11 protein-coding genes are annotated in these 13,809 nt (G+C 72.2%); 7 read left to right on the forward strand and 4 right to left on the reverse strand.

All coding sequences use genetic code 11. The features are described 5' to 3' along the window. Positions 1 to 49 precede the first annotated feature (49 nt). Entirely contained in the window at positions 50 to 1,144 is a 1,095-nt protein-coding gene (locus NP777_RS38210; RefSeq protein ID WP_256654776.1) for a chitinase, read from the reverse strand. Between the two features lie 166 nt (positions 1,145 to 1,310). Between NP777_RS38210 and NP777_RS38215 the strand changes: the two genes are divergently transcribed. The 6 genes from NP777_RS38215 (at position 1,311) to NP777_RS38240 (ending at position 10,328) form a co-directional block, all read left to right on the forward strand. Next, positions 1,311 to 2,228 (forward strand): hypothetical protein, encoded by a 918-nt coding sequence (locus tag NP777_RS38215; protein ID WP_256654777.1) that lies wholly within the window; start codon positions 1,311 to 1,313, stop codon positions 2,226 to 2,228. Continuing rightward, positions 2,225 to 4,594 carry a bifunctional polysaccharide deacetylase/glycosyltransferase family 2 protein gene (locus NP777_RS38220; RefSeq protein ID WP_256654778.1) on the forward strand — a complete coding sequence of 790 codons (2,370 nt, stop codon included), beginning with the start codon at positions 2,225 to 2,227 and terminating at the stop codon, positions 4,592 to 4,594. The genes NP777_RS38215 and NP777_RS38220 overlap by 4 nt, the downstream gene beginning before the upstream one ends. Positions 4,595 to 4,672: 78 nt before the next feature. Beyond that, entirely contained in the window at positions 4,673 to 6,091 is a 1,419-nt protein-coding gene (locus NP777_RS38225) for a class II fumarate hydratase (RefSeq protein WP_256654779.1), read from the forward strand. Positions 6,092 to 6,159: 68 nt separating this feature from the next. Next, the gene (gene fomD, locus NP777_RS38230) at positions 6,160 to 6,861 is read left to right on the forward strand and encodes a cytidylyl-2-hydroxypropylphosphonate hydrolase (RefSeq protein WP_256654780.1); all 702 of its coding nucleotides are present in this window, start codon (positions 6,160 to 6,162) and stop codon (positions 6,859 to 6,861) included. A 134-nt stretch (positions 6,862 to 6,995) separates the two neighbouring features. Continuing rightward, a complete protein-coding gene (locus tag NP777_RS38235; RefSeq protein WP_256654781.1) occupies positions 6,996 to 7,715 on the forward strand; it encodes a class I SAM-dependent methyltransferase in 720 nt (239 codons plus the stop codon). 513 nt (positions 7,716 to 8,228) lie between these two features. Beyond that, complete coding sequence (locus NP777_RS38240; RefSeq protein WP_449343558.1) at positions 8,229 to 10,328, forward strand: SpoIIE family protein phosphatase; 2,100 nt, start codon at positions 8,229 to 8,231, stop codon at positions 10,326 to 10,328. A gap of 120 nt (positions 10,329 to 10,448) precedes the next feature. On the opposite strand, the gene NP777_RS38245 is transcribed toward NP777_RS38240, so the two are convergent. Continuing rightward, complete coding sequence (locus NP777_RS38245; protein ID WP_256654783.1) at positions 10,449 to 10,622, reverse strand: hypothetical protein; 174 nt, start codon at positions 10,620 to 10,622, stop codon at positions 10,449 to 10,451. A gap of 29 nt (positions 10,623 to 10,651) precedes the next feature. Further along, a complete protein-coding gene (locus NP777_RS38250) occupies positions 10,652 to 10,969 on the reverse strand; it encodes a hypothetical protein (RefSeq protein WP_256654784.1) in 318 nt (105 codons plus the stop codon). Between NP777_RS38250 and NP777_RS38255 the strand changes: the two genes are divergently transcribed. Next, positions 10,959 to 11,129, forward strand: a complete 171-nt coding sequence (locus NP777_RS38255) for a DUF397 domain-containing protein (protein WP_256654785.1) — start codon at positions 10,959 to 10,961, stop codon at positions 11,127 to 11,129. The two genes, NP777_RS38250 and NP777_RS38255, sit on opposite strands and share 11 nt — an antisense overlap. A 295-nt stretch (positions 11,130 to 11,424) precedes the next feature. Here NP777_RS38255 and NP777_RS38260 read toward each other — a convergent pair whose 3' ends face one another. After that, on the reverse strand, positions 11,425 to 13,650 hold the full coding sequence (locus tag NP777_RS38260; protein ID WP_256654786.1) for a transglycosylase domain-containing protein: 2,226 nt from the start codon (positions 13,648 to 13,650) through the stop codon (positions 11,425 to 11,427). Positions 13,651 to 13,809: the final 159 nt, after the last annotated feature.

Genomic DNA, 13,809 nt, shown 5'->3' on the forward strand with positions numbered 1-13,809 from the left:
GCCGGGGCGGCATCTTGCCGCCCCGGCCCCTACGCGTTCACGGAGCCCCTCACCCCCTCAGCGCCGCCTCGAAGGCGCCCGGACGCTGGGTGACGCCGCTGCAGCGGGTGTTGGGAACGACGCTCGCGGTGGGCTCGGGGGCCGCGGCACCGGCCGTGGCGGCGGTCGGGGTGCCGGACTGGGTCATCTCCGGGGTGCACGGCTGGTCCCGTTCGGCCGACCACATCGACAGCCGTCCGATCCCCTTCTCCGCGGCGAACCGCGCCAGCCCGGACGCGTCCTCCAGCGTGAAGGTCTCGCCGGTGACGTCGTTGACCCCGATCATCGGCGTCACGGCGAGGATCTTCCAGGCGGCGGCGTCGGACATGCCGAACACCTCGCGGACCCGGGCCTGGGCCGCGGTGGCCGCCTGGACCGCGTAGTCGCCCATGTCGCCGGTGTGGTCGCCGCTGTAGTTCATCGCCATGACGTTGACGCCCGAGAGGATGACCCCCTCCTGTTTGGCGGCCTCCAACTGGGCGACGCTCTGCGGGGTCAGCCCGTCCGGCATGGCGGGCAGGGTGAAGGAGACGTTCAGGCCCTCGTGGGTGCGCTGGATGAGCGCGAGCGCCTGGGCCCGGCGGGCGGCCGCCTCGTCGTCGGCGAGCGCGTCGCCCTCGATGTCGAAGTCGATCCTGGCGGACTGGTAACGCTCGATCACCTCGGCGTAGGCGGAGGCGAGTTCGGGGACGTCGGTGCAGGCGGTGGCGAGCTCGGTGCCCTCGGCGCCGCCGAAGGAGATCCGTACGTCGCCGCCCGCCCGGCGGACGCCCTCGATCCGGGCCTCCAGCGCCTGGTCGTCCAGCGAGGTGCCGCCGTCCCACACCGGGGTGCAGCCGTCGCCCGCGACGACGAAGCCCAGCGAGAACTCCTTGACCCCGCGCGAGGCCGCGGCGGCCATGTCATAGCCCGAGTCCGCCCAGGCGTTGACGTACGGCACGAACTCGGCGGGCGGGCGCGCCACGGGGGGCTGTGACGCCCGGGGCTGTGAGGGCGCGGCGTGCGGCTCGGGCGGCTGCTTCTGGTGTCCCGCCCATACGGCGATGGTGGCGCAGACCACCGCGCCGGCCACGGCGATTCCGCTCATGCGGGGGCTGGCCCTCATGGCTCTGGCTCCTCCTTGTGGTCCGGTACGAGGCGCAGGGGCCGGTGCCGCCCGTGCCGCTCTCCCCGCCAAACCTCGCATATTCGGTGAAGCCTACTGAACTATGACACACCGCATGTTTGACTTATATGTCGCATGTCGTATTTTCTGCATTAACCTCTTCCGTATGGATCCTCAGTCAGATGTGGCCGAGCGCGCGACTTCGCGTCCCCTCCGCGCTGACGTGGCCCGGAAGGGGCCCGTGTTCGTGGACCTGTCCGGGCGCCGTGGCCGACTGGTACGACATGTGGGCGTAGTCGCGGGAGCCGCCTGCCTCGGCTATTCGGCGGTCCTGGGGTTGGGCTACGCGGGCGGTACGCCGTTCGCGCCGCAGACGCTGATCCCCGGGCGACCCGTCTCCACCGAGGCGTTCGGCCGGGGGCCGGAGCACACCCCCGAGGAGCGCTCCGGGCCCTCCGAGTCGCCCGAGCGGCGTGCCGCGCACGCGTACGGCTACGAGGAGGCGTACGGGGACGGGGACGGGGACGCGTACGGGGACGACGGACACGGGCCGACCCACCGTCAGCACCCGCGCGAGCGGCACGCCTCGGGGCGCCCGGAGCACGGGGGCGCCCGGGAGGCCGTCGCCCTGCCGCCCATCACCACCCGGCCGCGGCCCGCGCCTCCGCAGCCCGATCCGCCCAAGGTCCACCGCGCGGCGCCGCGGCACTCCCCCGCGCACCACCGCCCCGTAAGCCGCGGGTCCGCCGCGGGGCACCGGTCCGGCAAGCACCACAAGGGCGGCCACACGCCGTCACATCCGGTCGCCCACCCGCCCGGTAAGCGGCCCGCGGGCGCGTCGCACACCCCGTCGAAACAGCACTCCGCCGGCGCCGAGTCGCCCGCCAAGGGCTCCGGCCGCCCGCAGGCCCCCGGCCACACCACACGGCCCGGCCACGCCGCGTCCCCCCAGAAGCCCCAGTCCCAGAAGCCCCCGCAGGCCGATACGCCCAAGCCCCCCAAGGGGCCCGCCGGAGGCGGCACCCCGGCCGACGAGCCGGGCGCCGACAAGGGCACCCCCAAGCCCGATGACGAGGCGTCATGAGCGGCGGCAGACCGCCGAGGCTGCCGCGGCCGCGCCGCCGGCTCCCCGCGCCCCGTCAGGACGGCGCACCCCGTAGGGTGTTCCGGCTGACCGGCTCCGGCCGCCGCGCCGCGCGCCGCACGGGCGGGTCCGGGCGCGAGGGAAGGCTCGGACTCAGGCTCACGGGCGGACTCAAGCTCAGGCTCACGGGCGGACTCGGGCTCGGGCTCACCGGCAAGCTCGGGCTCAGGAGCCGGCTCCGTATCGTCAAACTGCGCCAGCTACGCACCCGCACCCGGGTGGCGCTCGCCCTCGCGACCCTCCTCGCACTGGTGTGCACCCTGCTGCTGGACGGCTATCTGCACGCCGAGGTCGGCAACGACGCCCGGGTGTACCGCTCACAAGCCTCGCGCACGGTCCCCGACCGGCTGCGCAAGGGCGGCCCGGTGATCACTTTCAACCACCGGGGAAAGGCCACCGAGCACGCCATCCCGTCCAAGACCATCGCGCTGACCTTCGACGACGGCCCGGACCCGCGCTGGACCCCGGAGATCCTCGACGTGCTGCGCCGCCACAAGGTGCGGGGGACCTTCTTCGTGCTGGGCCAGATGGTGATCCGCCATCCGGAGCTGGTCCGCCGGATGCGGGCCGCGGGCCATGAGGTCGGGGTGCACACCTTCTCCCATGTCGACCTGTCGTACCAGGACAAGGGGCGCATGGACCGCGAACTGGCCCAGTCCCAGTTGGCCCTGGCCGGTGCGGCGGGCATCACCAGCTCGCTCTTCCGCGCGCCGTACGCCTCCAAGGTCCGCGCGCTGGACGACCGCACCTGGCCGGTGCAGCAGCACATCGGCGCCAAGGGCTACATCAGCGCGTTCGTGGACACCGACAGCGAGGACTGGCAGCGGCCCCCGGTGAAGGAGATCGTCCGGAACGCCACCCCCGAGGGCAGGAAGGGCGCGTCGGTGCTCTTCCACGACGCGGGCGGCAACCGCTCCCGGACCGTACGGGCCCTCGGGCTGTACATCGAGCGGATGAAGAAGAAGGGCTACTCCTTCACCACGATCACCGGCGCGCTCGGCGCCCACAGCGCCAACCACCCGGCGCACACCCTGCCGGTCTGGGAGGGCCGGGCCCTGATCGGGGCCGCCGCGATCAGCCACAGCGCACTGCCGTTCCTGATCGGGCTGCTGGGCCTGGTGGGCTTCTCGGTGATCGGGCGGCTGCTGCTGATGGTGGTCCTCGCCTGGTGGCACCGGCGCTCCCGGGAGCGGCGGCGCTGGGCCCGGGTGCAGGAGGTCACCGATCCGGTGAGCGTGATCGTGCCCGCGTACAACGAGAAGGAGTGCATCGCCAACACCCTGAAGTCGCTGTCCGCCTCCACCCACCCGATCGAGATCCTGGTCGTGGACGACGGCTCCACCGACGGCACCGCCGATATCGCCGAGGCGATGGGCCTGCCCAACGTACGGGTGCTGCGGCAGGCCAACGCGGGCAAGCCCGCGGCCCTCAACCGGGGCATCGCCCACGCCAGCCATGAGCTGATCGTGATGATGGACGGCGACACCGTCTTCGAGCCCACCACCATCCGGGAGCTGGTCCGCCCGTTCGCCGACTCGCGGGTGGGCGCGGTGGCGGGCAACGCCAAGGTCGGCAACCGGGGGAAGCTGATCGGCGCCTGGCAGCACATCGAGTATGTGATGGGCTTCAACCTCGACCGGCGGATGTACGACCTGCTGCGCTGCATGCCCACCATCCCCGGCGCGATCGGCGCCTTCCGCCGCTTGGCGCTGCTGGAGGCCGGGGGCATGAGCGCGGACACCCTGGCCGAGGACACCGACATCACCATCGCCCTGCACCGAGCGGGCTGGCAGGTGGTCTACCAGGAGCACGCCCGCGCCTGGACCGAGGCGCCCAGCTCGCTCGGCCAGCTGTGGAAGCAGCGCTACCGCTGGTCCTACGGCACCATGCAGGCGCTGTGGAAGCACCGCCGCTCGCTGATCGACCGGGGGCCCTCGGGACGGTTCGGGCGGGTGGGGATGCCGCTGGTGGTGCTCTTCCAGATCCTCACCCCGCTGTGCGCGCCGCTGATCGACCTCTTCACCCTCTACGGAGTGATCTTCCTGGACCCGGTGCGCTCGCTGCTGGCGTGGGCGGCGCTGCTGCTGGTTCAGCTACTGGGCGCGGCGTACGCGTTCCGGCTGGACCGGGAGAAGTACCGGGCGCTGGCCGTACTGCCGTTGCAGCAGATCGCCTACCGCCAGCTGATGTATCTGGTGCTGCTGCACTCCTGCGTCACCGCGGCCACCGGCGCCCTGCTGCCGTGGCAGAAGCTCAAGCGCACCGGCGAGGTGGACACCCCGCGGGCGCCCGAGGCCGTACGGTGACCGGGCTCACCCGTTCGGCTCGGCGGGCGCGGGAACACGACGTGGCGTGCAGGCGCTGTGCTGGACGGAGGTGTCCCCATGACCGACGAGAGCCACCGCGACGACAGCCCCCGGGAGGGCTACCGCATCGAGCACGACTCGATGGGAGAGGTCAGGGTGCCCGCGCACGCCAAGTGGCGCGCCCAGACCCAGCGGGCGGTGGAGAACTTCCCCGTCAGCGGGCAGCGCCTGGAGCGGGCGCACATCCAGGCGCTGGCCCGGATCAAGAGCGCGGCCGCCCGGGTCAACGCCGAGCTGGGCGTGGTGGACAAGGACATCGCGGGGGCGATCTCGGAGGCGGCGGCCGAGGTCGCCGAGGGCCGCTGGGACGACCACTTCCCGGTGGACGTCTTCCAGACCGGCTCCGGCACCTCGTCCAACATGAACACCAACGAGGTGCTGGCCACCCTGGCGAGCGAGCGCCTGGGCCGTCCGGTGCACCCCAACGACCACGTCAACGCCAGCCAGTCCTCCAATGACGTCTTCCCCTCCTCCATCCACATCGCGGCCACCGCGGCCGTCACCGGCGATCTGATCCCGGCCCTGGCCCATCTGGCGGAGGCGCTGGAGCGCAAGGCCGCCGAGTTCGCCGAGGTGGTCAAGGCGGGGCGGACCCATCTGATGGACGCCACTCCGGTGACCCTCGGTCAGGAGTTCGGCGGCTACGCGGCCCAGGTGCGCTACGGGATCGAGCGGCTGCGCGCCTCGCTCCCCCGGCTGGCCGAGCTGCCGCTGGGCGGTACGGCGGTGGGCACCGGGATCAACACCCCGCCCGGGTTCGCCGCCGCCGTCATCGCCGAGCTGACCCGCACCACCGGGCTGCCGCTGACCGAGGCCCGGGACCACTTCGAGGCGCAGGGCGCGCGGGACGGGCTGGTCGAGACGTCCGGGCAGCTGCGGACCATCGCGGTCGGCCTCACCAAGATCGCCAACGATCTGCGCTGGATGGCGTCGGGCCCGCGCACCGGGCTCGCCGAGATCGCGCTGCCCGACCTCCAGCCCGGCTCGTCGATCATGCCGGGGAAGGTCAACCCGGTGGTCCCCGAGGCCACGCTGATGGTCGCGGCGCAGGTCACCGGCAATGACACCACCGTCGCCACGGCCGGGGCCGCCGGGAACTTCGAGCTCAATGTGATGCTCCCGGTGATCGCCAAGAATCTGCTGGAGTCGATCCGGCTGCTGACCAACGTCTCCCGGCTGCTCGCGGACCGCACGATCGACGGGATCACCGCCAACGCCGAGCGGGCCCGGGAGTACGCGGAGTCCTCGCCGTCCGTCGTCACCCCGCTGGGCCGCTACCTCGGCTACGAGGAGGCGGCGAAGGTGGCCAAGCGGTCGCTGGCGGAGCGCAAGACGATCCGGGAGGTGGTGCTGGAGTCCGGCTATGTGGAGCGGGGGCTGCTGACGTCGGCCCAGCTGGACGAGGCCCTTGACGTCCTGCGCATGACACATCCTTAGCCGGGCGTTGGCCCCCGGTTGCGTCATAGGTCACGGCATCGCGGCCCGCGCGCACCTAAGATCTGCTCATGACAGCGGACATCGTGGAGACGACGGGGACGGCGGACATCGCCCGGTGGGCACCGGGCGACCACATTCTGTGGCGCTATCGGGCCAACGCGTCCGACCTCATCCACATCTGCCGTCCCGTGACCGTCGTCGAGGACACCCCGGAGCTGCTCGCCGTCTGGCTCGCCCCCGGCACCGTCTGCGTCAAGCCGCAGCTCACCGACGGCACCTCGGTGCACCACGAGCCGCTGCCCACCCGGTACACCAAGCCGCGGACCACCGCGCGGTCCCAGTGGTTCGGCACCGGTGTGCTGAAGCTGGCCCGGCCCGGGGAGCCGTGGTCGGTGTGGCTGTTCTGGGACCAGGGCTGGCAGTTCCGGAACTGGTACGTGAACCTGGAGGAGCCGCTGGTCCGCTGGGACCGCGGAGTGGACTCCGAGGACCACTTCCTGGACATCGCGGTCTACGCCGACCGCGGCTGGGAATGGAAGGACGAGGACGAGTTCGCGCAGGCGCAGCGGGCCGGGCTGATGGGTCCCGAGCAGGCGGAGCGGGTCCGGACCGCGGGCCGGGCGGCCGCGGCGACCATCGAGTCCTGGGGAGCGCCCTTCCGGGACGGGTGGGAGAACTGGCGGCCCGACCCCGCGTGGTCCGTACCCGCCCTTCCGGCGGACTGGGGCCGTACGGACAAGAAGCACACCTCGGCACACTCGAGGTCATGAACCTCTTGTCGTGTCCCAGTGTTTCAAACGTAGGATCGTCGTCCGGAACACTGCCCATGCGGGACACCAGACGCCGGCGCAAGTCACGGGCGACGCGCGAGATCTGACGTAATGTCACAGGAGGGGGCGGAGTCATGAGCGGTGAGGACGAGCACGGGGACGGTTACGAGGGCTACGAGGACTTCGACCGCCTCGCGCTGGACCGCAGCGGTCAGGCGGAAGCCTTCGACCACATCGGCGACCGCTACGACGACGCCTTTCCGCACAAGGAGGGCCAGATCGAGGCCGGTCGCTGGCTCGCCGAAACGCTTCCGCCGGGCTCCCGGGTGCTGGACGTCGGCTGCGGTACGGGCCTGCCCACGGCCCGTCAGCTGGTCGACGCGGGGCACGAGGTGGTCGGCATCGACATCTCCCCGGGGATGCTCAAGCTGGCCCGGGACAATGTCCCGGAGGCCACCTTCCACCATGTGGACATCGTCGATCTGCGGGTGGGCGGGCGGTACGGCCCCGGCGGCCCCCGGGAGTTCGGCCCGTTCGACGGCATCACCGCCTACTTCACGCTGCTGCTGCTGCCCCGCCCGGAGATCCCGTACGCACTGCGGACCCTGCACGCCGGCTTGAGACCCGGGGGGCTGCTGGGGCTGGGCATGGTGGAGGCGGACATCGACGACTTCCCCATTCCGTTCCTCGGCAACTCGGTCCGGGTATCCGGTTATCTGCGGGACGAGCTGCGCCAGGCCGTCCGCGATGCGGGCTTCGAGGTCGCCGGGGAGGACTCGCACGCGTACGCCCCGGCCAGCACGGACGTACCACCCGAGATCCAGCTCTATCTGAACTGCCGACGACGTGCCTGACACTCGGTGCGCCCACGAGACGCGGGCGCACGGCCCCGGACGGATGGAAACCCACGCGTGACGGAGCACCCCACCTCCCACAACAGGCGGCAGGCGGCCACCTCTGCCGCCGCCCCGGGCGCGGCAGCGCCCGACGACGCGCACGGCGCGGTCCCGGACCCGCGGACCGCCGTGCGGCAGACGGCTGCCCCCGGCCAGGAGCCGGGCGACGGCCGCCCGCGTCCGGCCTACTCCGCGGACGGGCCCACGGGCCCGGCGGCCCACGACGGGCCCCCGGGTCCGGCCGGGGAGCCCGCGCCCCGCGCCAGAGGGCGCGGCGCCGCCCCCGAGCGCGGCGAGGGCGCCGCCGGGACGGGGCCCGCGCGCCGTGGCCGCGGCAGGAGCGGCGCGGACGGCGCGGACGGGCGGGGGAGCGCCGCGGCGGCGCGCGGCGGCGGAGGCAGGGAGCGCCGGAACACGGCGGAGAGCGAGCACCCGGCGCAGCCGGAGCACGGCACACCGGAGGGCGAGCCTGTGTGGGACGCGGATCGCAATGCCGCAAGAGGCGCGTCGCGCCGACCGGGAGCGAACGGCGGCACCGGCCCCGACGAGCGGCCCCCGGCCGCCCAGGGCGACGGACGCGGCCGGGAGGCGGCGCGCCGGGGCGCCGGCGCGGGCGAGCATCCGGAGCGGCCCGGCGAGGCGCACGCGGCGGCCGGGGCTGGTGAAGCACATGCGGCGGCCGGGTCCGGCGAAGCACACACGGCACCCGGATCCAACGACGCCCGCAGAGCATCCGGATCCGGCGACGCCCACACCGCGGCCGCCACGGCGGGTGAGGTCGCCTACAGCGCGCCGGAGGGCGGGGTGCCCACCGTTCCGCCCGCGGGCGGCCCCGCCGCCGCCGAGGCGGCCACCGCGCGGGACCGGAGCGGCGACCGGCTGCGGTTCGTGGGGGCCGCCACGCGCCGGATCGCCCGGGGCATCGACCTGGACGAGATCGTGCTGGGCCTGTGCCGGGCCACCGTGCCCACCTTCGCCGACGCGATCCTGGTCTATCTGCGCGATCCACTGCCGGTCGGCGACGAGCGCCCGGTCGGCCCGGTGGTGCTGCGGCTGCGCCGCACCGACCGGATCCCGCTGGACCCGGACACCGACAGCGGCCGGCTGTCGCTGCTGCCCTCCCAGCCGGACCTGTCGCCCGCCGTGGGCGGCGGCCCGGCCGCCGAGCTGTGCGAGGTGGAGGCGGGCGGCCCGCTGGCCGAGGTGCTGCGCGGGGTGCGGCCGGTGTTCGGCGACTCGCAGGCCGCCCGCGCCGCGCTGCCCGAACTGCTCGGCGAGGGGCCGTCGGTGGCGACCGGTCAGCGCACCGTGCTGGCACCGCTGCGCGGCCGCCGCCGGGTGATCGGCGCGGCGGTGTTCGTACGCCGCCCGGACCGGCCGCCGTTCGAGCCGGACGATCTGCTGGTGGCGGCCCAGCTGGCCACCCACACCGCGCTCGGCGTCGACAAGGCGGTGCTGTACGGGCGCGAGGTGTACATCGCGGACGAGCTCCAGCGCACCATGCTGCCCGACTCGCTGCCGCAGCCCACCGGCGTGCGGCTGGCCAGCCGCTATCTGCCCGCGGCCGAGACCGCGCGGGTCGGCGGCGACTGGTACGACGCGATCCCGCTGCCGGGCAACCGGGTGGCGCTGGTGGTCGGCGATGTGATGGGCCATTCGATGACCTCCGCCGCGATCATGGGCCAGCTGCGCACCACCGCGCAGACCCTCGCCGGGCTCGACCTGCCGCCCCAGGAGGTGCTGCACCACCTGGACGAGCAGGCCCAGCGGCTGGGCACCGACCGCATGGCCACCTGCCTGTACGCGGTCTACGACCCCGTCGCGCACCGCATCGTGGTGGCCAACGCGGGCCATCCGCCGCCGCTGCTGCTGCACCGGGGCGGCCGCGCCGAGGTGCTGCGGGTACCGCCGGGGGCGCCGATCGGGGTCGGTGGTGTCGACTTCGAGGCGGTCGAGCTGGACGCGCCCGCCGGGGCCACCTTGATGCTCTACACCGACGGCCTGGTCGAGTCGCGGATGCGCGATGTGTGGACCGGGATCGAGCAGCTGCGGGAGCGGCTGACCGCCACCGCCCGGCTCACCGGCCCCAACCCGCCGCCGCTGGAGCCGCTGTGCGACGAGGTGCTGGACATGCTCGGCCCCGGCGACCGCGACGACGACGTGGCGCTGCTCGCGGCCCGGTTCGAGGGCATCGCGCCCAGCGATGTCGCGTACTGGTTCCTGGACCCCAAGGCGCAGACCGCCGGGCAGGCGCGTCGGCTGGCCCGCCGGGCGCTGGCCCGCTGGGACCTGGACGATCTGACGGACGCGGTGGAGCTGCTGGTCAGCGAGGTGGTGACGAACGCGGTGCGCTACGCGGAGCGGCCCATCACACTGCGGCTGCTGCGCACGGACGTCCTGCGCTGCGAGGTCGGCGACGACGTGCCACAGCTCCCCCGGCTGCGCCAGGCCCGGCCGTCCGACGAGGGCGGGCGCGGGCTGTATCTGGTGAACCGGATGGCGCGGCGCTGGGGCGCGACCCGGCTGTCCACGGGCAAGGTCGTCTGGTTCGAGCTCGCGATGCCGTCCTGAGCCGACCCGTCCGGACGCCAGTCCGGTTGGCATGAGAGGACCCCGGAAGCGGCGGTGTGTACCGCGCTCCGGGGCCGCTGAGCAGGGTCCTACCGGGGCGTGCGGGGGCGGACGGCCGTCTCAGGTCCGCCTGAAGTGGTCCGGCCGGTTGTCGTGCTGACGGGGGCACTGGCACGGGGGCCACGCCTGCCCCAGTGCGTAGGGGTTGCTCTTCTCGCCGACCAGGACGGCCACCATCGCGTGGCGTACGGTCACGATCCCGTCGCGCGCCATGGTGTAGACGCGCACCGTCATGCGAGTCTCTTCGCCCCCGTTGGCCGCCCTCATCGGCCCGTCCCCTCGACCGGCGCGAGGAGCTGGAGCACGGCGCGCAGACCGCGCTTGACCGCGCCGAGGTGGTAGGCCAGTTCCTCCGGCGCGGCGGTGGCCAGGCTCAGGGCTTCAGCGGCGGCAAGGCTCTGTCCGGCGACGATCATGACGGCTCGCTCAAGGCCGTCGCGGGTGGGCTTGCCAGCCGCGATACATGCCGGACACAGGCCCGAACGCGGATCGCTGAGATTGCGGGGCCCGAAATCACCGGGAGTGGCGCACAGAGTACAGCCGGGAACCGGGACGGACACGGCATGGCCGTTGGCGGTCACCGGATCACCACCATCCCATGCGGCGCACAGACCTGGGCTTGTTGACGCTGTCCCCGTTCGCGACAGCAAGGCTCCGGAAGGTCCGGCGTTGGTCTTCCCCACGCCGTCCTGGTCATCGTTCGTATCGGCTGTCAGGGGTGGGGAGTTCCACGGCACCTGACCCTTCGCTGGCGAACCATCAGACAGCGGCCCCTGACCAGCCGGCAGGGGCCGTTGCGCTGCCTCGGTCCGGCACACACTCCCACGAGACTGTACTCGCCCAGCGTGCCCGCTAGGTGGCTGACCTGCACGGATGAACAGTTCGATGGCGGGTGCACGATGGGTGCGTCCAAGGCGCGTTGACAACCGGCAGCAGACCCCAAACCCCGACCAGTCGCGTCTGCGGGTCGGGCGCGCTCTTCCTCGTCCTGCGGTCCCGGGGCGGGTGTGCCGAGAAGCACCCCCGCCCCGCGTCATCACTGCTGCGGCCGACGGGGAAGACCGCCTTCGCCCGACTCCGAACTCGACGGGTCGGGCGGGCTCGGGGAGCCGCCGTCGTCCGACGGCGACGCCGAGGACGAGGCGGACGGCGACTCGCTGGCGGACTCGCTCGCCGACGGGGACGACGAGGGCGACTCGCTGGCGGACTCGCTCGCCGACGGGCTGGAGGACGGCGACTCCGAGGCGTCGCTCGAACTCGGCGACGGTGGCGGCTTGACCGCCGCCCCCATGTCGGTGTCCAGGTCGAACTTGGAGGCCTTCTCCCCGCTCAGCGCGGACTCGGTGTACGCGGCCCAGATCCTGGCCGGGAAGTCACCACCGTTGACGCGGCCGCCGCCCGCGGTGCCCTTGAGCGAGACCTGCTTCTTCTCCCCTTCGCCGAACATCCCGACCGAGGTCACCAGATCGGGGGTGTAGCCGGTGAACCAGGCCGACTTGTTGTCGTCGGAGGTGCCGGTCTTGCCCGCGACGGCCTGACCCTGCTGCCGCACCGCCTGGCCGGTCCCGTCGTCGACCACCCCGGTGAGGACGGAGGTGACGGAGTCGGCGGCGCCACGGCTGATCGCCTGGCCGTTGGTGGGATCGGGCAATTTGGGCCGCTCATCGCCCTTTTCGGCGGACTTCACGATCGCCGGGGTGACCTTCTTGCCGTGGTTGTCGAGGGTCGCGTAGACCCCGGCCATGTCGCGCGGGCTGGCGCCCATCACGCCCAGCGACATCGCGGGGCGTACGTCGAAGCCGCCCGCGTCCTTGTTCATGCCGAGGTCGATGGCGGTGTTCTTCACCTTGTCCAGGCCCACGTCCACCGCCATCTGCGCGAAGACGGAGTTGACGGAGTTGTTCATCGCCTTCTGGACGGAGATGGGGCCGTAGGACTTGTTGTCCTCGTTCGGCGGGGCGAAGCCGGTGAGCGAGCCCTTGACCGGCCGCTTGCTGGTGCCGTCGTAGATGGTGCTCGCCGTGATCGGGGTGCTGTCCTGCGTGGTGGAGCCGTTCTCCAGCCCCGCGGCCAGGATCAGCGGCTTGAAGGTGGAGGCGGGCTGGTAGTCCTCGCGGAGGGCGTTGTTGTAGTAGTGCTCGGTGTAGCCGGTGCCGCCGTACATCGCCACCACACCACCGGACTCCGGGTCCACCGAAACCGCTCCGACCTGGGCGTACTTGTCGACCTTGCGCTTCTTCGGGTCCAGCTTGTCGGTCAGCTGGGTGCGGACCGCCTTCTCCAGCGCCTTCTGCTTCTTCTTGTCGATGTTGAGGGTGATCGTCCAGCCGCCGGCCTCGATCTCGTTCTCCGAGACCCCGGCCTTGATCAGCTCCTTGTTGGCGGCCTCGATGAGATAGCCCGCCTGGCCGTCGCGTCCGGGGATGGGGCGCGGCGGGACGGGGACATCGAACTTCATGCCCTCGCGCTCGCTCTTGGACAGCCAGTCCTTCTGGACCATGTTGTTGAGGACGTAGTTCCAGCGGGCCTTCACCAGCCGCTTGCCGTTGGGGCCCGCCGCCGACCAGTCGTACTGGCTGGGTGCCTGGAGCACCGACGCGAGATAGGCGCCCTGTGCGACGCTGAGGTCCTCGACGTCCTTGTTGTAGTAAGCGCGGGCGGCGGCCTGGATGCCATAGGCGCCGCGGCCGTAGTAGCTGGTGTTGATGTAGCCCGCGAGGATGTAGTCCTTGGACTTCTGCTGGTCGACCTTGAGCGAGATCACCAGCTCCTTCAGCTTGCGGCTGACGGTCTGTTCCTGGCTCAGGTAGTAGTTCTTGACGTACTGCTGGGTGATGGTCGAACCACCCTGCTTGCCCCGGCCCAGCGCGGTGTTGATGAGACCGCGGGCGGTGCCGGTGAACGAGACGCCGGAGTCGCCGTAGAAGTCCTTGTTCTCGGCGGCGACAAAGGTGTGCTGCACCTTCTTGGGGATCTTGGACAGCGGTACGGACTCACGGTTGACGTCACCCGTCTTCGCCATGATCGTGCCGTCGCTGTACTTGTAGATGTTGGCCTCGGCCTTGGCCGCGGCGTTGGCGGGCGGAACCTCCACCAGCAGATAGAGGACGAAGAACGCCCCGACGAGCAACGCGCCGAGCCCCAGGACGTACCCCAGCAGCCACTTCCAGGTGAAGAAGCGGCGTATGCCCCCCGACTTCGCCGCTCGCTTGGCTCTGCGAGCGCTCTTCTGCCGCGCGCGTCGCTCTTCCGCTCTACCCATCGCTCCCGCCGCTCCAGTCCGTAAGCCCCCCAGGCCAGCTCATGAAACTAACACCGCAACAACCCTCAAATGCCCATCGATCTAGCTTTTTCCGAAGGTGACAAAAAGCACCCACTCCAAGGGAACTGACGGCTTACGGGGGCCAAGGGTTGCCACCGG

This window comes from Streptomyces rugosispiralis (assembly GCF_024505145.1).
Taxonomy (GTDB): domain Bacteria; phylum Actinomycetota; class Actinomycetes; order Streptomycetales; family Streptomycetaceae; genus Streptomyces; species Streptomyces rugosispiralis.